Here is a 22,298-nt window from a genome sequence, read left to right as displayed (position 1 = left end):
CAACCCCAGCAACCACCGCCCCGCCGCAACCACCGCACCACCGCACCACCGCAGCAACCCCAAAGCGCGGTGCGGGCTCAGCGGAAGAAGGCGCGGAGCAGGGCGGCGGACTCGGTTTCGAGGACGCCGCCGTAGACCTCGGGGCGGTGGTTGAGCCGACGGTCGCGCAGCACGTCCCAGAGGGAACCGGCCGCCCCGGTCTTCGGCTCCCACGCCCCGAAGACGACCGTCGACACCCGGGCCAGCACCAGGGCGCCCGCGCACATGGTGCACGGTTCCAGAGTCACCACCAGCGTGCAGTCGTCCAGCCGCCAGCGGCCGAGCCGTCGCGCGCCCCGGCGCAGGGCCAGTACCTCGGCGTGCGCGGTCGGGTCGCCGGCCAGTTCCCGCTCGTTGCGTCCGACGGCCAGTTCGACGCCGTCCGGGCCGTACAGCACCGCGCCGACCGGCACATCCTCGACGGAGGCGGAGGCTGAGGCTGAGGAGTCCGCCGGGGTGTCGGGGCCGGTGACCGCGACCTCCAGCGCGCGGCGCATCCACAGTTCGTGCCGCTGCCGCCGGCCGGTCCCGCCCGGGTCGGCCAGCCGCTCGTCCGGCCCCGGCCCGACCCGGTCCACGTACCCGGGGGTGGGTTGGCCCGGCCGGACCGTCTCCAGCGCGGGGTCGGTGACGTCCGCCGGCTCTCCGGTGGGTAGAAGCGACCCGCCTTCGGGCCAGGTCGGTCCACCGGCGGCGGAAGGAGGCGGCCCGTTCACACCTCGCGCAGTTCCTCGACCTCGTCGGTGCAGCCGAGCACCTGACACACCTCGGCGGTGACGTCGGCGGGAAGCATGCCCTCCCCGGTGCAGAGGGTGATCAACCGCTGGGCGGGGATGCCCAGGTCGGCGAGGAGGTCGGCGTCTCCGACCGGGTCGGCCTCCGGGTCGACCGCCGGCTGGTCGCCCTCCGCGCCACCACCGCCGGTCGTCCGGCGGGCTTCACCGAGGTCGTCCAGGTCGGGTGCCTTCAGGTCACCGACCAGCACCGACCCGAGCCGGGACTCCTCGGCGTACGCCGAGTCGGAGCCGAAGACCCGCAGGTCCTCGCCCTCGTCGAGGCGCAGCACCACCAGGTACGCGTCGTCGGCCTCGACGAACAGCAGGGACAGGTCGGCGTCGGGCTCGACGTCACGCAGGCGTTCGGCCACCTCGTCGAGATCCGTGACTCCCCGCAGGTTCACCTCGGCGGCGGTCCAGCCGCCCGCGTCCCGTACCGCGGCCGCAGCGAAGTACGACACAGTCCCCCCTGACTACCCCGGCACCCCGTGCCGACTCGTTACGCGTGCACGGTAGCCGGTCGGGTCCGCGGGCGACCGGTCAACGCCCCGATGAGGCGGCCAATCCCCGGGAAAGTCGAGCCGCTCCGCTCAGCCGGTGAGCCGGCGGCGGGTGGCGATGAGCTGTCGCAGTCGCTCGCCGCGCGCCCGCTGCGGTCGCTCGCGCTGGCGGACCGCTCTGGCCCCGGCCAGTTCGGCGAGGAGCTGTAGGCGTCGGCGGCTGCGTTCGGGATCGAGCCGCGGGGTGGTCCAGGCCATGAAACCGAGGGTGACCCAGTCTCGTCGCATACGTCAAGCAGCGCTTCGTTGCGCAGTGAAACGACCACGTAGCGCTCATCGGAACGGCCCTCATCACCAGAGCGGCCAGTCCCCGCTCGCCATCCAGCGCACCGCCACCAGGGCCGCCGCGATGCTCCAGCCGCCGCCGGTGACGATGGCCACGCCGGTGCCCACGCCCCGGTCCCCGAAGCGGACCAGCACCAGCGCGACGGCCCAGGCCACCAGGCCGGCTCCCACCGTCCACCAGGCGTAGCCGTGCAGGCCCCCGCCGAGCAGGGCGAACAGGAGCAGCCAGGCGGCGGCGACCGCGCCGCCGGTGGCGACCCCAGCGCCGGTGACCGGGTGTGGCTCACGGTACGTCGGCCGGGGTGGGCGGGGCGGTCGGCCGGAGGGGAAGAGACCCGACGGGGTACGCCCCACCGGGTATCCCCCGCCCGGCGGGGGTGGCGGGCCGGGTTGCCAGGTCATCGTCGCTCTTCCTCCCCGGGCCCGGTGGACCCTCCCCCACCGTAGTGTCTGTCAGGATGGGCGGGTGTTGCCGCGACTGATCGGGTATGGGCCCACGCGGCCGGTTCTGCTGTTGCTCGTGTCGGTGCTGGTGGCCGGGTGCGCGACCACCCGGCCGGCGTCCGCGCCGCCGACGTCGGTGGGGTCGTGGTCGCCGAGCGGGCCGGCCGTCTCGGCGCAGCCGGTGCCGAGCAGGACGCCGACCGGGACGCCGACCGCCCGGCCCGCGCCGTCGGCCACCGGCCTGCCGTACGCCTTCCCGGTACGCGCCCGCAAGGTCGGCTACCACCCGACCCACTCCGCGTATCCGGGCACGGACATCTTCGCCGACTGCGGCGAGCCCTTCGTCGCGGTGACCGACGGCGAGGTCCTCGAGGTGAGTCGGGTGGACCGGTTCGACCCGAAGGGGCCGAAGGGGCCGTACAACGGCGGTCTCTCCGTCGCGCTGCTCGGCGACGACGGCGTGCGGTACTACGGCTCCCACCTCAGCGTGATCGCCGACGGGGTGACGTCGGGCGTTCGCGTCCGGTCCGGGCAGCAGCTCGGGCTGGTGGGTCGGACGGGCAACGCGAACAACGTCTGCCATCTGCACTTCGGCATCTCGCCGCCGTGTCCCGGGAAGGACGGCTGGTGGATCCGGCGGGGTGTGGTCTGGCCGGCGCGCTATCTCGACGCCTGGCGGCGCGGGGTCGGCCGGGAGCCGGCCGCCGAGGTCCGCGCCTGGCACCGCAAGCACGGCTGCCCGCCCGCGCCCACCTCAGCGAACTGATCCTCGGCTCAGCAGCTCAAACCAGCCGAACACATTGACGACCGTTGTCGCGTCGGCTACCGTCCGAGCGAGAGAGCGCTCTCACAGCCCCCTTTCCCCCCATTTCTGGCAAGCGCGCCCGAAGCCGACACAGGTGGCCCGGACGCGCGATGGAGGCCCGATGAAACCTCCCGTCCCCCACCGCCCGCTGGCGCTGGCCGCCGCCACAGCCCTCGCCGTCCTCGTCGGCGGCCTGGCCGTCACCGTCACCGCCCCCGCCGAGGCCGCCACCGTCGGCCGGGGCAGCTACACCACCGACCCGGTCGGCCCGCTCCCGGCCGGCTGCGGGCAGATGTCCACCAACCCCCGCCAGTTCGTCACCGCCAACGCTCCCGCCGGTCCGGTACCCACCAACGACTGGTGGACGTCGCTGCTGTGGAAGAAGACCAACTGCGCCTACAGCGAGCCGCTGCACGCCCACCCGATCTCGTTCAACACCCTCACCGACGGCCTCGGCTTCTCGGCCACCTCCACCCCCACCATCACCGGCACCCCGACCGGCGTCGGCGAGTTCAAGTACCCCTACCAGGAGGACATCCGGGTCGGGGTCGCCGGGCTCGGCGCACCGAACGTCAAGGTCGACGGCTGGACCGACTGGACGGTCAGCCCGTACTGGACCGACGGGGCGCGCACCCTGCGGGCCACCATCGGCCACGGCCTGCCGTTCGCGTACCTCCAGACCAGCGGCGGCGACGCGGTGGTCAACGTGACCGGCGGCAGCCCCACCGTCTGGTCGAACAGCGGCGCCACCATCGGCTTCACCGTCCGCGGCCACGACTACGTCGCGTACGCCCCGACCGGCGCGACCTGGACGGTCAGCGGCACCCGGATCTCCTCCAACCTGGCCGGCCGGGGCTACTTCTCGGTCGCCCTGCTGCCGCAGACCGGTGACGCGTCGGCCCGCGCCGCGCTCGCCGCCAACTACGGCCAGTACGCGCACGCCCACGTCACCGGCACCCGCGTCTCCTACACGTACGACCAGGCCACCAGCACGGTCCGGACGACGTACGCGTTCACCACCACCGCCCGGGAGGGCAGCGCGAACCGGACCGTGGTGAGCCTCTACCCGCACCACTGGAAGTCGTTGACCGGATCCACCCCGATCGCTCAGACCTACCCGTCGGCCCGGGGCCGGATGAAGGTGCTCACCGGCGTCACCCAGTTCCAGACGTCGATGGCGTTCCACGGGGTGGTGCCCGAGCTGCCCGCCGTCGCCACCGGCAGCGGCACCGACCTGACCACCCTGCGCAACCACCTCGCCGCCGTCCGGGGCAACCCGATGGACCAGCGCGGCAACGACACCTACTGGACCGGCAAGGGCCTCGGCCGGGCCGCCCGGATCGCCGAGATCGCCGACCTGGTCAACGACACCGACACCCGCACCGCCGCGCTGAACGCCATCCGCAGCACCCTCACCGACTGGTTCACCGCCTCGGCCGGCAAGACCTCGCGGGTGTTCTACTACGACCAGAACTGGGGCACCCTGATCGGCTACCCCGCGTCGTACGGCTCCGACCAGGAGTTGAACGACCACCACTTCCACTACGGGTACTACATCGCCGCCGCCGCGACGCTGGCCAAGTTCGACCCGACCTGGGCCCGGACGGACCAGTACGGCGGCATGGTCGACCTGCTGATCCGGGACGCGAACAACTACGACCGCGCCGACACCCGCTTCCCGTACCTGCGGGACTTCGACATCTACGCCGGCCACGACTGGGCCTCCGGGCACGGCTCGTTCGCCTCCGGCAACAACCAGGAGTCCTCGTCCGAGGGGATGAACTTCGCCAACGGGCTGATCCAGTGGGGCCAGGCCACCGGCAACACCGCCGTCCGGGACGCCGGCATCTGGATGTACACCACCCAGGCGGCGGCGATCAACGAGTACTGGTTCGACGTCGACAACGAGAACTTCCCAGCCGCGTTCGGCCACGCCACGGTCGGCATGGTCTGGGGCGACGGCGGCGCGTACGCCACCTGGTTCAGCGCCGAACCGGAGATGATCCAGGGCATCAACATGCTTCCGGTCACCGGCGGTCACCTGTACATGGGCTACCGGCCGGCGTACAACTCGACCAACTACGCCGAACTGGTTCGCAACAACGGCGGCGAGCCCACGGTCTGGCAGGACATCCTCTGGCAGTTCCTGGCCCTCGGCGACCCGGACGCGGCCCTGGCCAAGCTCCGCGCGAACCCCGGCTACACCCCGGAGGAGGGCGAGAGCCGGGCGCACACCTTCCACTGGGTACGCAACCTCGCCGCACTGGGCAACGTCGACCGGTCGGTGACGGCGAACCACCCGCTGGCGGCGGTGTTCGTCCGGAACGGCGCCCGCACCTACGTGGCCAGCAACATCACCGCGTCGCCGATCACCGTCCGGTTCTCCAACGGGACCACGCTCAACGTCGCGGCGGGCAAGACGGCCACCACCGGGGCGTACACCTGGAGCGGCGGCAACGCGAACGGTGGACTGAACCCGAGCCCCACGCCCACCACGACGCCCACCTCCAGCCCGACCCCCACCCCGACCGGCACGCCCGACTTCCCGATCCGCTACCTGCTCCCCGGGGGCGGTCTCGCGGCGGCCGGCGCGTCGTCCACCACCACCGTCGTCGCCGCCAACGGCAACTTCGACGGGCAGCCGCACAACGCGCTGGTCTTCACCGCGACCGGCCTCGACCTCACCTACCAAAGCGGCAACGGCAGCTTCGACCTCTTCCTGGACGCCGGTACGGCGGTCGGCAACGGCGTGCAGCTACGCGCCTCATACGACCTGACCGGGGACGGCACCTGGGACCGGGTGGAGACCTACCGCTACTTCGCCACCGACCCGGTCCCCGGGTACGAGCACTACACCCAGAACCAGGGCCTCCTGTCGGCCACCGGCGCCCACGGCACCCTGCGCAACGGCACCGTACGGCTGGAGGTCTGGTCGGCCATCGGCAACAACCCGACCACCCTCGGTGTGGGCAACCAGTCCGTCTTCCGGCTTCCCCACGCCTGATCCACAACGACCCGTCGGTGGCGGGGAGGTGGTCCACCCCCTCCCCGCCACCACCGCGGCAGGCGTAGGTTCGCAGGGTGAGCCGGGATGCCGTCGCCGACCTACGCCGCATCGCCTTCCTGCTGGAACGGGCGAACGAGGCCACCTACCGGGTGCGCGCGTTCCGTTCGGCCGCGAACACCCTCGCCGCCCTGTCCGCCGGGGAACTGGCCGAACGGGTCCGCACCGGCACGCTCACCGAGCTGTCCGGGGTCGGTGACGTCACCGCCCGGTGCGTGGTCGAGTCACTGGCCGGGGAGGAACCGGTCTACCTACGCCGGTTGACCGCCACCGAGGGCACCGACCTGGACGCCGCCGCCACCGACCTCCGTACGGCCCTGCGCGGCGACTGCCACACCCACTCCGACTGGTCCGACGGTGGGTCACCGATCGAGGAGATGGCCCTTGCCGCGGTGGAACTGGGCCACGAGTACCTGGTGTTGACCGACCACTCGCCCCGGCTGAAGGTCGCGCGGGGACTGACCGCCGACCGGCTGCGCCGCCAACTCGACCACGTCGCGCAGCTCAACGACGCGCTGCCGCCGGGCTTCCGCGTCCTGACCGGGATCGAGGTGGACATCCTCGCCGACGGTTCACTCGACCAGGACGAGGAGCTGCTGGCCCGGCTGGACGTGGTGGTCGGCTCGGTGCACAGCGGCCTGAACGACGACCGGGCGAAGATGACCCGGCGGATGCTCACCGCCGTCGCCAACCCGCACCTGGACATCCTCGGCCACTGCACCGGACGCATGGTGGCGTCCCGGCCCGCCGGGGTGACCGGGCCGGGCGACCGGGCGCACCGGGCGCGTACCCGGCCGGAGAGCGACTTCGACGCGGACGCCGTCTTCGCCGCCTGTGCCGAGCACGGCAAGGCCGTCGAGATCAACTCACGGCCGGAGCGGCAGGACCCGCCGAAGCGGCTGATCCGGCGGGCCCTCGAGGCCGGCTGCCTCTTCGCCCTGAACACCGACGCGCACGCCCCGGGCCAACTCGACTGGCAACGGTTCGGCTGCGAGCGGGCCGCCCGCTGCGGGGTTCCCGCCGACCGGGTGGTGAACACCCGGTCGGCGGAGGAACTGGTCGCCTGGGCGCAGGGCCACGACGCCACCTGAACACACCGCCCAGGGTCCGTCTCGAACAGGCCCACGGCGGACGGTCCGGGGTCAGTCCCGGACGGACATGGTGGACGAGCCCCGGGGTCTCAGTCCCGGACGGCCACGGGGGCCACGGTGGGCGGCTCGGCGGGCACCGCTCGGACCGGCCACCGGAGGAATCCCTGCGACACCGCCACCCCGAGCAGCACGACCAGCGCCCCGACCGGCTGGTGCCAGGTGGGCGTCTCGTCGAGCGCGAGCGCCCCGATGAGCACCGCGAAGACCGGAATCAGGTAGGTCACCGTGGACGCCGTGCTCGCGCCGATCACCCGGATGTTGTGCAGGTTGATCACGAAGGCCAGCCCGGTGCCGAACGCGCCGAGCGCCAGCACGCTCGCCACCACGTCCCAGGACAGCGCGGTGGGCGCGGGCGGTGCCCCGGCCACCAGCGGCGCCACCACCGCGAGCTGGACGGTGGCGAGCAGTAGCTGCGCCGCCGACAGGGCCAGCCCCGACTCCGCGCGGCCCGCGACGAACCGCTTCTGGTACGGGATCGCCAGGCCGTAGCAGGCCGCCGCCCCGAAGCACATCAACTGCCCGGTGAAGGTGGCCCCACCGATGCCCTGCCAGACCCCGAGCACCACCAGCACGCCGGCGAACCCTAGCCCGAGGCCGACGGCCCGGCGCGCGGTCAACCGCTCGGTACGGAACACCAGCACCGCCATCGGCAGGACGACCAGCGGGGTGGTGGCGTTCCAGATGCCGGCCAGCATCGACGGGATCCGCTGCTCGCCGTAGCCGAAGAGGGTGAACGGCAGCGCCACGCCGAAGGCGGCCACCACCGCCTGGTGCAACCAGAGCCGACCGTCGCGGGGCAGCCGGTCACGGAGCACGGCGAGCACCACGAGCAGGGTCAGCGCCCCGGTGCCGACCCGGCCCAGGGTGACGTAGAGCGGGTGCAGCTCCCGTACGCCGATCTTGATGAACAGGAAGCTGGCGCCCCAGATCGCGGCGAGGAGTACGAACCCGGGCAGCCATCTACGCAGTGCCGCCCGGTCAGGGGTGGAATCCGGTGTCACTCCTGACACTCTGCCGCAGCCCCACGACAATGTCCGGCGATATTCGGCCACCGTGTCGCGCGTCACCGCAACCTGCCTACAGCGGTGGCGTTGATCAGCCGAGGAGGTGGCGACCGATGGCCCTGCCGATGGAGTTCGACCCACTCGTCGACCTCGACGGAATGTGGACGACCGCGCTCGCCGACCGTTACCTCCCGCTCCCGGAGCCGGCCGAGCTGCTGCCCTGACCGGCCGAACCGGCGGCCGAACCGGCGGCCGAACCGCCGCCGGACGCGCCGCAAAGAGGGTCGACAGCCAGGGGAACCGGTCACGTAGTGTTCCCCCGTGGGACGAATCGACGACCTCGCGAACCGGTACGTGGTGGAGTGGGCCGAACTCAACCCCGCCGGCGCCACGCACGTTGGGATCGCCGGCTATGACGACCGGCTCGACGACCTGTCGCCGGACGGCTATGCCGCCCGCGCCGAGCTGACCCGCCGCACCCTGGCCGAGCTGGACGGGACCGAGCCGGACACCCCGGCCGAGCAGACCGCCAAGGAGGCCATGCAGGAACGGCTGGGCCTGGCCCTGGCCCGCTACGACGCGGGCGAGGAAACCAGCGAGATCAACGTGATCGCCAGCGGGCTGCACGACCTTCGGGGGGTCTTCGACCTGATGCCGACCGAGGGCGCGGAGGCGATGGCGAACATCGCCGCCCGGCTCAACCAGTTCGCTGGTGCCCTGGAGAGCTACAAGACCACGCTGCGCGAGGCCGCCGACGCGGGACACGCCTCTGCCCAGGCCCAGATGATCGAGGTCGCCAAGCAGTGCGACGTCTGGACCGACCCGGACGGCGACAACGTCTTCCACAGCCTGGTCGAGCGGCTCGGGGCCGACGGCACGCTCGGCGCGGAGCTGCGGCGCGGCGCGGCGGCGGCCACCGCGGCGACCGCCGAGTTCGGCCGGTTCCTCCGTACCGAGCTGGCACCTCGGGGACGGGAGAAGCAGGCTGCCGGCCGCGAACGCTACGAGTTGGCCTCGCAGTACTTCCTCGGCGCCCGGATCGACCTGGACGAGACGTACGCCTGGGGGTTCGAGGAACTGGCCCGCCTGGAGGCCGACATGCGGACGGTGGCCGCCCGGATCGTCGGTCCCGGGGCGACCATCGACGAGGCGGTGGCCGCGCTGGACGCCGACCCGGCCCGCACCATCCAGGGCAAGGAGGCGTTCCGGGACTGGATGCAGGCACTGGCCGACAAGGCGATCAGTGAGCTGCACGGCACCCACTTCGACATCCCCGAGCAGGTCCGCCGCATCGAGTGCTGCCTCGCCCCGACCAGCGACGGCGGCATCTACTACACCGGCCCCAGTGAGGACTTCTCCCGGCCGGGCCGGATGTGGTGGGCGGTGCCGCAGGGCGTCACCGACTTCTCCACCTGGCGCGAGGTGACGACCGTCTACCACGAGGGTGTGCCGGGTCACCACCTCCAGGTCGCACAGACCGCTGTCCGGGCGGAGCTGCTCAACCGCTGGCAGCGGGTGCTCTGCTGGGTTTCCGGCCACGGCGAGGGCTGGGCGCTCTACGCGGAGCGGCTGATGGACGAGCTGGGTTACCTGGAGGATCCGGGCGACCGGCTCGGCATGCTCGACGCGCAGGCGTTCCGCGCGGCCCGGGTCATCGTCGACATCGGCATGCACCTGGAGCTGGAGATCCCCCGGGACAACCCATTCGGCTTCCACCCCGGCGAGCGTTGGACGCCGGAGCTGGGCTGGGAGTTCATGCGCACGCACTGCCGGGTGCAGGAAGAGAGCCTGCGGTTCGAGCTGAACCGCTACCTGGGCTGGCCGGGGCAGGCCCCGTCGTACAAGGTCGGTGAGCGGATCTGGCTCCAGGCCCGGGACGAGGCGAAGACCCGCAAGGGGGCCGCCTTCGACCTGAAGGAGTTCCACCGGCAGGCACTGGACCTCGGCGCGCTCGGGCTCGACCCGCTGCGCCAGGCGCTCGCCCGGCTGTGACCCCACGGTGACCGGGCCGGACGGCTCCGCCCGGCCCGGTCACCGATCGGCTCAGCGCGGGGTCACCCGGAGCGGATTGTCACCGGTGGTGAACGCGTCGCAGTCGAGAAAGGCCAGGTCCATCACCGGGTCCTGGAAGACGAGCTGCGGCGCGGTGATCGGGATGCCGTCCGGGAACGGCAGGTCCGGGGTGAGCGTGACGGTGATCAGGCCGGGCCCGCCGATCAGGGAGATCCGGCCGGTGAACCGGGTGGCGTAGAAGGCCACGTCGCCGTCGACGGTGAGCTGGTCGGTGACGTACCGCAGCTGTCCGGCAGGACCGGCCGTAAGGAGCGTGAAGTCGTCGGTCACCGCCCGGCGCATGCTGAACTTCAGCGCCCGGAGCGTCCCGTCGATGGTCTTCAGATCGACGACTCCCTCGAACCGGATCCCGGTCATCACCACCTTGGAACCGGTGAGCTTCGACGGGCTCGCCACCGTGGGCTGTCCCGGCTCGGCGTCGATCCGGGGCAGCGGCCGGCCCGGCTCAGCGGGTTCGGGCTCGTCGGGCTCGTCGGGCTCGTTCGGCGTGGGGGTCACGCAGACCGGCGGGGCGGGCGAAGCGGGACGGGGCGTGGCCGGCCGGGTGGCGGGCATGGTCGGGGCGGGGCTCCGGGTCGGCTCCCCGGTGGTGGCGGTCAGCAGGTTGCCGGCGGGCCTGGTCGGGACGGTCGCGCCGGGATCGGGGGTGCCGTCGCCGGGGGTGGTCGACGGGACCGGAGTCCCGGAGGGGACCGGCACGGTCGGGCTCGGGCAGTCGGGCCCGACCGGCGCGGCGCGCACCGGGGTCGGCCCGTTCAACGCGAGCAGGGTGGCCATGCCGAGGCCGAGCAGGGCCACCGTCCCGGCGAGGAACCGGGGGTCGCGGAGGGATGCCCCGCCATCGCGCTCGACGGGCATGATCTCGTCGACCAGGGTCCGGTCGAGATCCTCCGACTCCGGTACGCCCGGCAGCGCCGCCCCCGCAGGGGCAGGCTGACCGGCGACTGTGGTCTGCCCCGGCTCGGTCGTCGGCGGCTCCCTGTCCGGGGATGCCGGCGGCGACGCGGCCCGGGCGGGCGTCCAGGCGAAGCCGAGGGCGCTGCCGACCATGCCCAGCAGCATGCCGACGAAGAAGCCGCCGAGGTTGACCCCGATCAGCGAGAACACGGCGGTGACCGCTGCGACGACGGCGTAGAACATCCGGTACTGCGGGGTGAACCACATGAACACGCCGCAGGCCACCAGGATGGTGGGGATCAACCAGGAGAGAAACCCGGTCGGGCCCATCTGGAACGTCAGGCCGCCAAGGCTCATCTGGGTGGTGCCGAAGATCTGCACGCCGGCCAGGACGGTCAGCAGCCCGCCCCAGAACGGTCGGCTCCGCCGCCACTGGCGGAACCTCCACCTTGTCTGGCTGAACCCGCCCGGTCGGGCATGCTGCGGGTCCGCGCTTGTCACGTACGCCTCCTGGCGGCTCGGGTGGTGGGAGCGGGCGGGAACGGTCCGGCGGAGCCGGGGCCCACGGTGGTGTCCGCGTGGGCCCCGGAGTCAGCTCAGAAGCACTCCCGGGCCTCGGCGCCGACGTTGACCTTCAACTTGAGCCCGGTCAGGGTGAAGGTGCCGGCGCTGGTCGAGCGGGCCACCTGCCGGAGGTCGGTGATGACGACGCTGTCCGCGCTCTGTCCGAACGACTTCGGCGTGGCATGCGAGTTCAGGTCGGTGGCGTCCCTGCCGATCTTGATGTTCGAGAAGGTCGCGTTCCCCTCCAGCGAGTCCATGTCGATCAGCATGCCGCTGGCGGTGGCCGGGTTCCCGCCGCCACCCGCGTTGATGGTGAGCACGATCGGCATGTTGGGGATCTTCACCGACTGGCAGAGGTTGTGGAGCTTGGCGCTGCCGATCTCCGAGACGGCGACCGGGTGGGCAGTGCCGTCCTTCTCCTCGACCATGCCGCCGTACTGCTTGAAGCCCTCGCCCTCGAGCTTGGTGGCGCTGACCTTGAACGTCTGGCCGGAGACGGCGAAGGACGCCGCGATGGCGCCGTTGGCCATGCCGACGACGATGGCGCCGGCGACGACGGTGGTGGGCACCATCATGGCGGCGAACCGGCGCCAGCGCACGCCACCCTGGGCCGGGGAGTCGGTCGTTTCCTTCACGGGTCCTCCTCGAGAGAGGTCTCCGGGCGCGGGGACGGCGTCCGGGACTGCGGGGGGAAGCTCATCGCGTCGCTGCGGACCCATGGTGCTGCGGTCGGTGCGCAGCGTGCGGATTGGATGGTCGCGCGCGGGGACGTACGTCACAAGACCCTTGCTACCCACCGGTAACTCCGACCTTTAATCGAAGATCGCGGTTTCCTCACCCGCCGTAAGGGCGCACCGGGACGACCGCCGGGCAAACCACCCCGATTGACGCAGCGAGTACAGCGCGCCTCACCAGCGGTAGCCATGACATCGCCAGATCACATTTTGGAAACGCCCACCTGACAAACCGCTGAGGATGATCGGCGCCCAACCGGACGGTGGATGGACCACCCACCGTCCGGCAGTGATCACTCGCCGGCCGACAACCAGTCGTGCAGCAGCCGGTGGTCGATGGCGTCCGGCCGACCCAGCGGCCAGCCGGCGGTCTGCCGGTCGCGCAGCTCCGCCCGGGTGAACCAGCGCGCCTCCACCAGTTCCACCCCGTCGACCCGGACCCGGTCCGACGTGGCGACCGCCCGGAACCCCACCATCAGCCCGGCCGGAAATGGCCAGGCCTGCGAAGCCTGGTACGTCACCTCCGTCACCGTCACCCCGGCCTCCTCGGCCAGCTCCCGGCGTACCGCGTCCTCCAGGCTCTCGCCCACCTCGACGAAGCCGGCCAGCGTCGACCAACCATCCGGACCGGCCCCGGCGTGCCGGGCGAGCAGGCAACGGGCCGGCGGGCCGGGCACTTCCACCAACGCGATGACTGCCGGCTCGATCCGGGGAAAGAGCAATCGGGCGCAGTCCGTACCGGCACAGCGCCGCGCGTGCCCACCGACCTCCGGGGCCGTCCGCGCCCCGCAGGAGCCGCAGAACCGTTGCTGTCGGTGCCAGTGCAACAGACCCTTCGCGTACGCCTGCACGGCCGCCTCCGCCGCGCTCAGCGCCCCCACGACCGCCCGTACGTCCACCACGGCGTCCGCGCCCGTCACGGCCAGCGCCCGCGCCTCGGACAGCCCGGAGAGATCCACAGCGAAGAGCGCCCCGCCACCGGCCACCAGTCCCAGGAAGAGCGGCTCACCGGTCTCGGCGAGCAGGACGGCGGCGTCGTCGGCCCGGACCCGTACCGGCTGGCCCCGCGTCACCAGGCACCGGTCCCGCCAGAGCGGCAGCACCACGGCGTCCGGCGCGGCCAGCAGCGACCGCAGCCATTCCGGGTCGTCCCGCCGGGCCCCGGCCCGGTCCAACCATCCGCCGCCGTACGCCAGCCCACCGTCGTCGCTCCGCACCCCGTCACCGTGCCATGACCACCGGTGCCGGCGCGATCCGGGACGACACGCGTATCAACCTGCGTGTCGACGCGCACTGCCGGGGACCCAGGCTCGTTGGTTACCGTAGTCGTTCACCGGGGATTTCCCCGCTCCCCCCGTGGTACGTCCGATCGAGGTTCCTGTGACTCTGTACGGCGACAAGCTCCCGCCCGCCGACGACCGGCCGACCGTCCAGGTCACCGCGGTCACCTGGCCCGCCACCGACAGCGGGCCGTCCCCGGCGGCCACCGGCCCGGACCCCGTCGGGCCCGGACCGGACCCGGCCTCCTCCCGCAACGGACGACGGCGACGGACCGTCCTCCTCGCGGCCGGGATGGCCACCGTGCTGCTCGCCGCCGGTGCCGGCGCCGGCGGTTACGCGTACGCCGGTGAGGTCCCGCGCGGCACCACGGTCCTCGGCGCCGAACTGGGCGGCAAGAGCCGGGCGGACGCGGCTCAGGCGCTCCGGACCGAACTGGACCGCCGCGCCGCCACGCTCACCGCCCCCGTGCCGGTACGCGTCGGCGACCGGACCGCCGAGATCAACCCGGCCGACGTCGGGCTGACGGTGGACGTGGACGCCACCGTGGCCGCCGCCGTGGAGGCCCAGGCCGCCCCGCTCAGCCGCCTGTTCGGCACCCGTACCGTCGAACCGGTGGTGACCGTCGACGCGGCCCGGCTCGAAACCTCGCTGGAGGCGGCGGTCGGCCCCCAGGGGCGCAAGATGACCATGCCGAAGATCTCCTACAGCGGCACCACCCCGAAGAAGGTCCACCCGAAGCCGGCGCTCACCGTCGACGGGCAGACCTCCGCTGAGGCGCTGCGGAAGGGCTGGCTGACCGGCGAGCCGGTGACCGTACCGCTGGTCGAGAAGCACCCGGCGACCACCGCCGAGGAGGTCGACCGCCTGGTGACCGAGCTGGCCGCGCCGGCGGTCGCCGCGCCGGTGAAGCTGACCACCGAGAAGGGCTCGGTGACCATCCCACCGAGCGCCATCGCGCGGAGCCTGAGCTTCCCCGCCGACAAGGCCGGCAAGCTCACCCCCAAGCTCGACGTCAAGAAGCTCCGCGCCGCCCTCGGCGACAAGCTGGACGCGATCGAGGTGGAACCGAAGGACGCCGCGATGACGCTGGCCGGCGGACGGCCGAAGGCGGTCCCGAGCAAGTCGGGTCAGCGCCTGGACGACGCCGCCCTGACCCGTGACCTGCTCGCCGTCCTGCCGAAGTCCGACGGCCGCACAATCGACGGCGTGCTCAAGCCGGTCGACGCTGACCTCACCACCGAGGAGGTCGGCAAGCTCGGCATCAAGGAGAAGGTGTCGAGCTTCACCACCCACTTCACCGGTGGTCTCTCCTCGCCACGCAGCAAGAACATCGTCCAGATCGCCAAGGACGTCGACGGCACGGTGGTGAAGCCGGGCGAGACGTTCTCCCTCAACGGCCACACCGGCGAGCGCAGCTACAAGCAGGGGTACCACGACGCGCCGGTCATCATGAACGGGAAGCTCGTGCCCGGCGTCGGTGGCGGGACGTCCCAGTTCACCACCACCCTGTTCAACGGCATCTACTACGCCGGCCTGGAGGATGTCGAACACAAGCCGCACTCGTACTGGTTCAGCCGGTACCCCGCGGTGATCGAGTCGACGATCTTCTACCCGGACCTCGACTTCAAGTTCCGCAACAACACCCCGTACGGGGTCATGATCGACACCTCGTACACGTCAAGTTCGGTGACCGTGGCGATCTGGGGCACGAAGATCTACGACAGCGTCAAGACCGAGTACAGCCCGCGCCGGAACATCACCAAGCCGAAGCTCATCCGCCTGGAACCCGGACCGTCCTGCATCGCCACCAACGGCATCGACGGCTTCACGCAGGACGCCTTCCGGATCATCCGGAAGGACGGCAAGGTCGTGAAGCGGGAGAAGTTCACCTGGACCTACCAGGCCGAGCCGCGCTTCGTCTGCGGACCGTAAGCCCAACGCTTCCCGAGCACCCGAACCACGACGCCCCGCCGGCCACCAGGCCGGCGGGGCGTTCGCATTCCAGGCAGATTCTGGGCCTTCCGGCTCAGGCCGCCAGCTCCCCAGGTACGTTCCGCGCCACGTCGCCGATGCTGGCCGCCCGGTCCCGGCCTTCCGGACCGGGCCGCCAGCTCCGATGCTGGCCTGGCTTCCGGCTTCCCGGCGTACGCCTCAGGGCCGTACCTCGGCCAGCCCCCGCCGTACGCCCTCGGCGTCCCGGTCCGTGCCGTAGACCGGGGTTTCCGGCTGCTGCCGCCAGCTCTCGTCCAGCGTCCCCGCGTCCACCGGGTCGAACCCGAGCGCGTCGACGACCTCCATCACGAGCCGCTTGGCCTCCGCGTCGTCGCCCGCGACCGGCAACGCGATCCGATCCGGGGTGCCGGCCGGGCGGCCCTTCTCCAGCAGGTGCGGTGCCTGGATGGTGTTGAACGCCTTGACCACGCGGGCCCCCTCGAGGTGGCCAGCCGTCCACCGGCTGGAGGTGAGGCTCCGGTCCTCGATCTCCGGAACGCTTCCGTCCCGCTGGGGGTAGTAGTTGTCGGCGTCGACCACCACTCGGCCCTCGAAGGCCGAAGCAGGCAACTTCGGCACGGCCTTCAGCGGCACGGCCAGCACCACGAAGTCGTCGCTTCGCGCTGCCTGTTCCACGGTGCCCGGGACCGCCCCGGTCTCCGCCGCCAGGTCGCGCAGCGACTCGGGGCCCCGCGAGTTCGCCACGGTCACCTCGTGGCCCAGGTCGCGCAGCCGTCGGGTCAGGGTGCCACCGATGTGGCCCGAGCCGATGATGCCGATCCTCATGGCTGCTCTCCTGTCTCCGCCGGTACGGCGGTTGGGGTCAGGACAGTGAGCAGGTACCCAGCATGATCGGGCTGACTCCCCGGAAAGGGGATGGTTTCTCCGGGAAATGCAACGAGGGCCACCCCCAATGGGGGTGGCCCTCGTGAAAGAAGTCCGGCGGTGTCCTACTCTCCCACACCCTCCCGAGTGCAGTACCATCGGCGCTGGAGGGCTTAGCTTCCGGGTTCGGAATGTAACCGGGCGTTTCCCCTCCGCCATGACCGCCGTAACACTATCAACATATCAAACAACCCAAACACCTGGTTGTTCGTTAGCTGTGAATCACACAGTGGACGCGTAGCGGCTTTGTAGTCAAGTCCTCGGCCTATTAGTACCGGTCGACTGAACCCGTTACCGAGCTTACATCTCCGGCCTATCAACCCAGTCGTCTAGCTGGGGGCCTTACCCATCCGAAGATGGTGGGATACCTCATCTTGAAGCGAGCTTCCCGCTTAGATGCTTTCAGCGGTTATCCCTTCCGAACGTAGCTAACCAGCCGTGCCCCTGGCGGGACAACTGGCACACCAGAGGTTCGTCCGTCCCGGTCCTCTCGTACTAGGGACAGCCCTTCTCAAGTATCCTACGCGCACGGCGGATAGGGACCGAACTGTCTCACGACGTTCTAAACCCAGCTCGCGTACCGCTTTAATGGGCGAACAGCCCAACCCTTGGGACCTGCTACAGCCCCAGGATGCGACGAGCCGACATCGAGGTGCCAAACCATCCCGTCGATATGGACTCTTGGGGAAGATCAGCCTGTTATCCCCGGGGTACCTTTTATCCGTTGAGCGACACCGCTTCCACACGCAAGTGCCGGATCACTAGTCCCGACTTTCGTCCCTGCTCGACCTGTCAGTCTCACAGTCAAGCTCCCTTGTGCACTTGCACTCAACACCTGATTGCCAACCAGGCTGAGGGAACCTTTGGGCGCCTCCGTTACCCTTTAGGAGGCAACCGCCCCAGTTAAACTACCCACCAGACACTGTCCCTGAACCGGATAACGGTCCGAAGTTAGATACCCAAATCAACCAGAGTGGTATTTCAAGATTGCCTCCACCCTAACTGGCGTTAGAGTTTCACCGGCTCCCACCTATCCTACACAAGCTAATTCGGATACCAATGTCAAGCTATAGTAAAGGTCCCGGGGTCTTTCCGTCCTGCCGCGCGTAACGAGCATCTTTACTCGTACTGCAATTTCGCCGGGCCTGTGGTTGAGACAGTGGGGAAGTCGTTACGCCATTCGTGCAGGTCGGAACTTACCCGACAAGGAATTTCGCTACCTTAGGATGGTTATAGTTACCACCGCCGTTTACTGGCGCTTAAGTTCTCCGCTTCGCCCCGAAGAGCTAACAGGTCCCCTTAACGTTCCAGCACCGGGCAGGCGTCAGTCCATATACATCGAATTACTTCTTCGCATGGACCTGTGTTTTTAGTAAACAGTCGCTTCCCCCTGCTCTCTGCGGCCATACAACGCTCCACCCGCAAGGGGCTTCACGTCTCCGGCCCCCCTTCTCCCTAAGTTACGGGGGCAATTTGCCGAGTTCCTTAACCACAGTTCGCCCGATCGCCTCGGTATTCTCTACCTGACCACCTGTGTCGGTTTGGGGTACGGGCCGCTAAGAACTCGCTAGAGGCTTTTCTCGGCAGCATAGGATCACTGACTTCACCTGAATCGGCTCGGCATCACGTCTCAGCCTCATGGTGTGCGGATTTGCCTACACACCGGCCTACACGCTTACCCCGGCACAACCACCGGCCGGGCTCAGCTACCTTCCTGCGTCACCCCATCGCTTGACTACTACCCGCCAGGTTCCCACGCTCCCCACGTTAGGTCCGAAGACCGCCCGCAGCTCGGGTGGTTAGCACAACGAGGTTCATCAGGGACGCTCTTTCGCGGGTACGGGAATATCAACCCGTTGTCCATCGACTACGCCTCTCGGCCTCGCCTTAGGTCCCGACTCACCCAGGGCGGATTAGCCTGGCCCTGGAACCCTTGGTCATCCGGCGGAAGGGTTTCTCACCCTTCTTTCGCTACTCATGCCTGCATTCTCACTCGTGCCGCGTCCACACCTCGATCACTCGGATGCTTCACCCCCGGCACGACGCTCCCCTACCCATCCACACACCTGCACCAGACATCAAGGCCTGGCGAAGTAAAATGTGAATGCCACAGCTTCGGCGGTGTGCTTGAGCCCCGCTACATTGTCGGCGCGGAACCACTTGACCAGTGAGCTATTACGCACTCTTTAAAGGGTGGCTGCTTCTAAGCCAACCTCCTGGTTGTCTATGCGACCCCACATCCTTTTCCACTTAGCACACGCTTAGGGGCCTTAGCTGGTGATCTGGGCTGTTTCCCTCTCGACTACGAAGCTTATCCCCCGCAGTCTCACTGCCGCGCTCTCACTTACCGGCATTCGGAGTTTGGCTGATTTCGGTAAGCTTGTGGGCCCCCTAGACCATCCAGTGCTCTACCTCCGGCAAGAAACACGCGACGCTGCACCTAAATGCATTTCGGGGAGAACCAGCTATCACGGAGTTTGATTGGCCTTTCACCCCTAACCACAGGTCATCCCCCAACTTTTCAACGTTGGTGGGTTCGGCCCTCCACGCGGTCTTACCCGCGCTTCAGCCTGCCCATGGCTAGATCACTCCGCTTCGGGTCTAGAGCATGCGACTCAAACGCCCTATTCAGACTCGCTTTCGCTACGGCTGCCCCACACGGGTTAACCTCGCCACATGCCACTAACTCGCAGGCTCATTCTTCAAAAGGCACGCCGTCACCCCGCAAGGCTCCGACGGATTGTAGGCGAACGGTTTCAGGTACTATTTCACTCCCCTCCCGGGGTACTTTTCACCATTCCCTCACGGTACTCGTCCGCTATCGGTCACCAGGAAGTATTTAGGCTTACCAGGTGGTCCTGGCAGATTCACGGCAGATTTCAGGAGTCCGCCGCTACTCGGGAACACCCACAGAAGACCAGCCACTTTCACCTACCGGACTTTCACCGCCTACGGTCAGCCATTCCAGACTGTTCGGCTAGCAACTGGTTTTGTAACTTCTCGAACACGTGTCAGCATGTTCAGCAGGGTCCCACAACCCCAACCACGCAACCCCTGACAGGTATCACACGCAGCCGGTTTAGCCTCAATCCGCTTTCGCTCGCCACTACTCACGGAATCACATGTTGTTTTCTCTTCCTACGGGTACTGAGATGTTTCACTTCCCCGCGTTCCCCCCATACACCCTATGTGTTCAGGTGCAGGTGACATCACATGACTGATGCCAGGTTTCCCCATTCGGACACCCTGGGATCACAGCTTGGTTGACAGCTCCCCCAGGCCTATCGCGGCCTCCCACGTCCTTCATCGGCTCCTGGTGCCAAGGCATTCACCGTTCGCCCTTGACAACTTGACCACAAAGATGCTCGCGTCCACTGTGCAATTCTCAACCAACGACCAACCCACAACCCACCACGTGCGACACCAAACCCGACAACCGCCGGCGGTATGCCACACCAGGCCATGCCTGGCAATCTCGCCTAAAGAAACCAACCAATGGTTGTTCCTTCAGGACCCAACAGGGTGCTATCCGCCTTACCCCAGCCGCACCAGAACCCCGTTCCACACCACCAAAGTGGCCGTACTAGGAAATCCATGGCCGTTGCCAGGGAAAAACTCACCAGTGTCTCCGCCATCGAGCACCCCGACCCGACATTCGCAGGTCGCGGGCTCCTTACCACCCTTCGGTGGAAGGTGCTCCTTAGAAAGGAGGTGATCCAGCCGCACCTTCCGGTACGGCTACCTTGTTACGACTTCGTCCCAATCGCCAGCCCCACCTTCGACGGCTCCCTCCACAAGGGTTGGGCCACCGGCTTCGGGTGTTGCCGACTTTCGTGACGTGACGGGCGGTGTGTACAAGGCCCGGGAACGTATTCACCGCAGCGTTGCTGATCTGCGATTACTAGCGACTCCGACTTCACGGGGTCGAGTTGCAGACCCCGATCCGAACTGAGACCGGCTTTTTGGGATTCGCTCCACCTTACGGTATCGCAGCCCATTGTACCGGCCATTGTAGCATGCGTGAAGCCCTGGACATAAGGGGCATGATGACTTGACGTCATCCCCACCTTCCTCCGAGTTGACCCCGGCAGTCTTCGATGAGTCCCCGCCATAACGCGCTGGCAACATCGAACGAGGGTTGCGCTCGTTGCGGGACTTAACCCAACATCTCACGACACGAGCTGACGACAGCCATGCACCACCTGTGACCGCCCCCGAAGGACCCTACATCTCTGCAGGTTTTGCGGCCATGTCAAACCCAGGTAAGGTTCTTCGCGTTGCATCGAATTAATCCGCATGCTCCGCCGCTTGTGCGGGCCCCCGTCAATTCCTTTGAGTTTTAGCCTTGCGGCCGTACTCCCCAGGCGGGGCGCTTAATGCGTTAGCTGCGGCACAGAGAACCGGAGAGGCCCCCCACACCTAGCGCCCAACGTTTACAGCGTGGACTACCAGGGTATCTAATCCTGTTCGCTCCCCACGCTTTCGCTCCTCAGCGTCAGTATCGGCCCAGAGACCCGCCTTCGCCACCGGTGTTCCTCCTGATATCTGCGCATTTCACCGCTACACCAGGAATTCCAGTCTCCCCTACCGAACTCTAGCCTGCCCGTATCGACTGCAGGCCCGCAGTTGAGCCGCGGGTTTTCACAGTCGACGCGACAAGCCGCCTACGAGCTCTTTACGCCCAATAAATCCGGACAACGCTCGCGCCCTACGTCTTACCGCGGCTGCTGGCACGTAGTTGGCCGGCGCTTCTTCTGCAGGTACCGTCACTTGCGCTTCGTCCCTGCTGAAAGAGGTTTACAACCCGAAGGCCGTCATCCCTCACGCGGCGTCGCTGCATCAGGCTTCCGCCCATTGTGCAATATTCCCCACTGCTGCCTCCCGTAGGAGTCTGGGCCGTGTCTCAGTCCCAGTGTGGCCGGTCGCCCTCTCAGGCCGGCTACCCGTCGTCGCCTTGGTAGGCCATCACCCCACCAACAAGCTGATAGGCCGCGAGCCCATCCCAGGCCGAAAAACTTTCCACCAACAGTCATGCGACCGCAGGTCATATTCGGTATTAGCCCCGGTTTCCCGGGGTTATCCCAAAGCCTAGGGCAGGTTGCTCACGTGTTACTCACCCGTTCGCCGCTCGAGTACCCCGAAGGGCCTTTCCGCTCGACTTGCATGTGTTAAGCACGCCGCCAGCGTTCGTCCTGAGCCAGGATCAAACTCTCCAACAAAAACTTGTTGAACAATCCATCCCGACAACAAAAGTGTTGCCAAAGGAATCCAAACCAACCAGACACACCAAAGCATGCCCAGCCAGTCCGGGGTATAAATCAATTTGGCACTGGCTTATCTAGCACCCTGTTGAGTTCTCAAAGAACAACCACACACCATCCGAAACCCCCACCAGGAGGGCCCCGTCCGGGGCTTCACTTCCCATCCCCGCCGCCTCAGCGCCGGGCACTTCCACTACGTTACCTCACCGTTTCCGCCGTGTCAAACCGGTGTGTCCCGGTCTGTCGCTGCTTGGTACGGTTTGGCACCGCTGACCGCAGGCAGCGGTGAACCACTGCGCTTTGATCATCGGATTCGGCAGACCGGCCGCTGCGGTTGCCCGCTCGCTCGCCCGGTTCCCTGCCGGTCGTAAACCTTACCCGGTCGGTTTCGCCCCGCCAAATCGACCCCTCGGTCGACCGGTGAAGCACCACCCGGGGCGGATCCCAGAGAAGTCGTTCCCCTGCGGCCCACCGCCACCTCGT

Annotated in this window: 14 protein-coding genes and 3 rRNA genes; 5 read left to right on the top strand and 12 right to left on the bottom strand. The window is 68.5% G+C overall.

Features of this window, described 5'->3' with window-relative positions; genetic code table 11:
* Window positions 1-77 precede the first annotated feature (77 nt).
* The 4 genes from GA0074692_RS26725 to GA0074692_RS26710 all read right to left on the bottom strand — a co-directional run bounded on the left by GA0074692_RS26725 (window position 78) and on the right by GA0074692_RS26710 (window position 2,062).
* The gene (locus tag GA0074692_RS26725) at window positions 78-536 is read right to left on the bottom strand and encodes a nucleoside deaminase (protein WP_091654140.1); all 459 of its coding nucleotides are present in this window, start codon (window positions 534-536) and stop codon (window positions 78-80) included.
* A gap of 215 nt (window positions 537-751) precedes the next feature.
* Window positions 752-1,276, bottom strand: a complete 525-nt coding sequence (locus GA0074692_RS26720) for a tRNA adenosine deaminase-associated protein (RefSeq protein ID WP_091648948.1) — start codon at window positions 1,274-1,276, stop codon at window positions 752-754.
* 129 nt (window positions 1,277-1,405) lie between these two features.
* Window positions 1,406-1,573, bottom strand: coding sequence for a hypothetical protein (locus GA0074692_RS35010; protein WP_176738594.1), 168 nt, complete (start codon window positions 1,571-1,573; stop codon window positions 1,406-1,408).
* 93 nt (window positions 1,574-1,666) lie between these two features.
* The gene (locus tag GA0074692_RS26710; RefSeq protein WP_091648941.1) at window positions 1,667-2,062 is read right to left on the bottom strand and encodes a hypothetical protein; all 396 of its coding nucleotides are present in this window, start codon (window positions 2,060-2,062) and stop codon (window positions 1,667-1,669) included.
* Between the two features lie 64 nt (window positions 2,063-2,126).
* Here GA0074692_RS26710 and GA0074692_RS26705 point away from each other — a divergent pair, with 64 nt between their 5' ends.
* From GA0074692_RS26705 to GA0074692_RS26695, 3 genes are all read left to right on the top strand, one after another.
* Window positions 2,127-2,870: a M23 family metallopeptidase gene (locus GA0074692_RS26705; protein WP_091648938.1), complete on the top strand. Its 744-nt coding sequence runs from the start codon at window positions 2,127-2,129 to the stop codon at window positions 2,868-2,870.
* 160 nt (window positions 2,871-3,030) lie between these two features.
* The gene (locus GA0074692_RS26700) at window positions 3,031-5,913 is read left to right on the top strand and encodes a glycosyl hydrolase (protein WP_091648934.1); all 2,883 of its coding nucleotides are present in this window, start codon (window positions 3,031-3,033) and stop codon (window positions 5,911-5,913) included.
* A gap of 77 nt (window positions 5,914-5,990) precedes the next feature.
* A complete protein-coding gene (locus tag GA0074692_RS26695) occupies window positions 5,991-7,064 on the top strand; it encodes a PHP domain-containing protein (protein ID WP_091648929.1) in 1,074 nt (357 codons plus the stop codon).
* Between the two features lie 89 nt (window positions 7,065-7,153).
* On the opposite strand, the gene GA0074692_RS26690 is transcribed toward GA0074692_RS26695, so the two are convergent.
* Window positions 7,154-8,125 (bottom strand): DMT family transporter, encoded by a 972-nt coding sequence (locus tag GA0074692_RS26690; RefSeq protein ID WP_091648925.1) that lies wholly within the window; start codon window positions 8,123-8,125, stop codon window positions 7,154-7,156.
* Between the two features lie 324 nt (window positions 8,126-8,449).
* On the opposite strand from GA0074692_RS26690, the gene GA0074692_RS26685 reads away from it, so the two are divergent.
* Window positions 8,450-10,120 carry a DUF885 domain-containing protein gene (locus GA0074692_RS26685; RefSeq protein ID WP_091648921.1) on the top strand — a complete coding sequence of 557 codons (1,671 nt, stop codon included), beginning with the start codon at window positions 8,450-8,452 and terminating at the stop codon, window positions 10,118-10,120.
* A gap of 51 nt (window positions 10,121-10,171) precedes the next feature.
* Here the strand turns inward: GA0074692_RS26685 and GA0074692_RS36595 are convergent, their stop codons facing one another.
* The 3 genes from GA0074692_RS36595 to nudC form a co-directional block, all read right to left on the bottom strand.
* Window positions 10,172-11,599 carry a DUF6114 domain-containing protein gene (locus GA0074692_RS36595; RefSeq protein WP_141725422.1) on the bottom strand — a complete coding sequence of 476 codons (1,428 nt, stop codon included), beginning with the start codon at window positions 11,597-11,599 and terminating at the stop codon, window positions 10,172-10,174.
* Window positions 11,600-11,694: 95 nt separating this feature from the next.
* The gene (locus tag GA0074692_RS26675) at window positions 11,695-12,237 is read right to left on the bottom strand and encodes a DUF6230 family protein (RefSeq protein WP_425413401.1); all 543 of its coding nucleotides are present in this window, start codon (window positions 12,235-12,237) and stop codon (window positions 11,695-11,697) included.
* Window positions 12,238-12,689: 452 nt separating this feature from the next.
* Window positions 12,690-13,613, bottom strand: a complete 924-nt coding sequence (gene nudC, locus GA0074692_RS26670) for an NAD(+) diphosphatase (protein WP_091648912.1) — start codon at window positions 13,611-13,613, stop codon at window positions 12,690-12,692.
* 163 nt (window positions 13,614-13,776) lie between these two features.
* Here nudC and GA0074692_RS26665 point away from each other — a divergent pair, with 163 nt between their 5' ends.
* Complete coding sequence (locus GA0074692_RS26665) at window positions 13,777-15,609, top strand: VanW family protein (RefSeq protein WP_091648909.1); 1,833 nt, start codon at window positions 13,777-13,779, stop codon at window positions 15,607-15,609.
* Window positions 15,610-15,828: 219 nt separating this feature from the next.
* On the opposite strand, the gene GA0074692_RS26660 is transcribed toward GA0074692_RS26665, so the two are convergent.
* The 4 genes from GA0074692_RS26660 to GA0074692_RS26645 form a co-directional block, all read right to left on the bottom strand.
* Window positions 15,829-16,563 carry an NADPH-dependent F420 reductase gene (locus GA0074692_RS26660; RefSeq protein WP_281199137.1) on the bottom strand — a complete coding sequence of 245 codons (735 nt, stop codon included), beginning with the start codon at window positions 16,561-16,563 and terminating at the stop codon, window positions 15,829-15,831.
* 43 nt (window positions 16,564-16,606) lie between these two features.
* Window positions 16,607-16,723, bottom strand: a 5S ribosomal RNA gene (gene rrf, locus GA0074692_RS26655).
* 79 nt (window positions 16,724-16,802) lie between these two features.
* Window positions 16,803-19,909 (bottom strand): 23S ribosomal RNA (locus tag GA0074692_RS26650).
* 349 nt (window positions 19,910-20,258) lie between these two features.
* Window positions 20,259-21,773 (bottom strand): 16S ribosomal RNA (locus tag GA0074692_RS26645).
* Together the 16S, 23S and 5S rRNA genes form the textbook arrangement of a ribosomal RNA operon.
* Window positions 21,774-22,298 lie beyond the last annotated feature (525 nt).

Source organism: Micromonospora pallida (assembly GCF_900090325.1).
Taxonomy (GTDB): Bacteria; Actinomycetota; Actinomycetes; order Mycobacteriales; family Micromonosporaceae; genus Micromonospora; species Micromonospora pallida.
The sequence above is the reverse complement of the archived record's forward strand: the minus strand, read 5'-3'. Positions and strand labels throughout refer to the sequence as shown.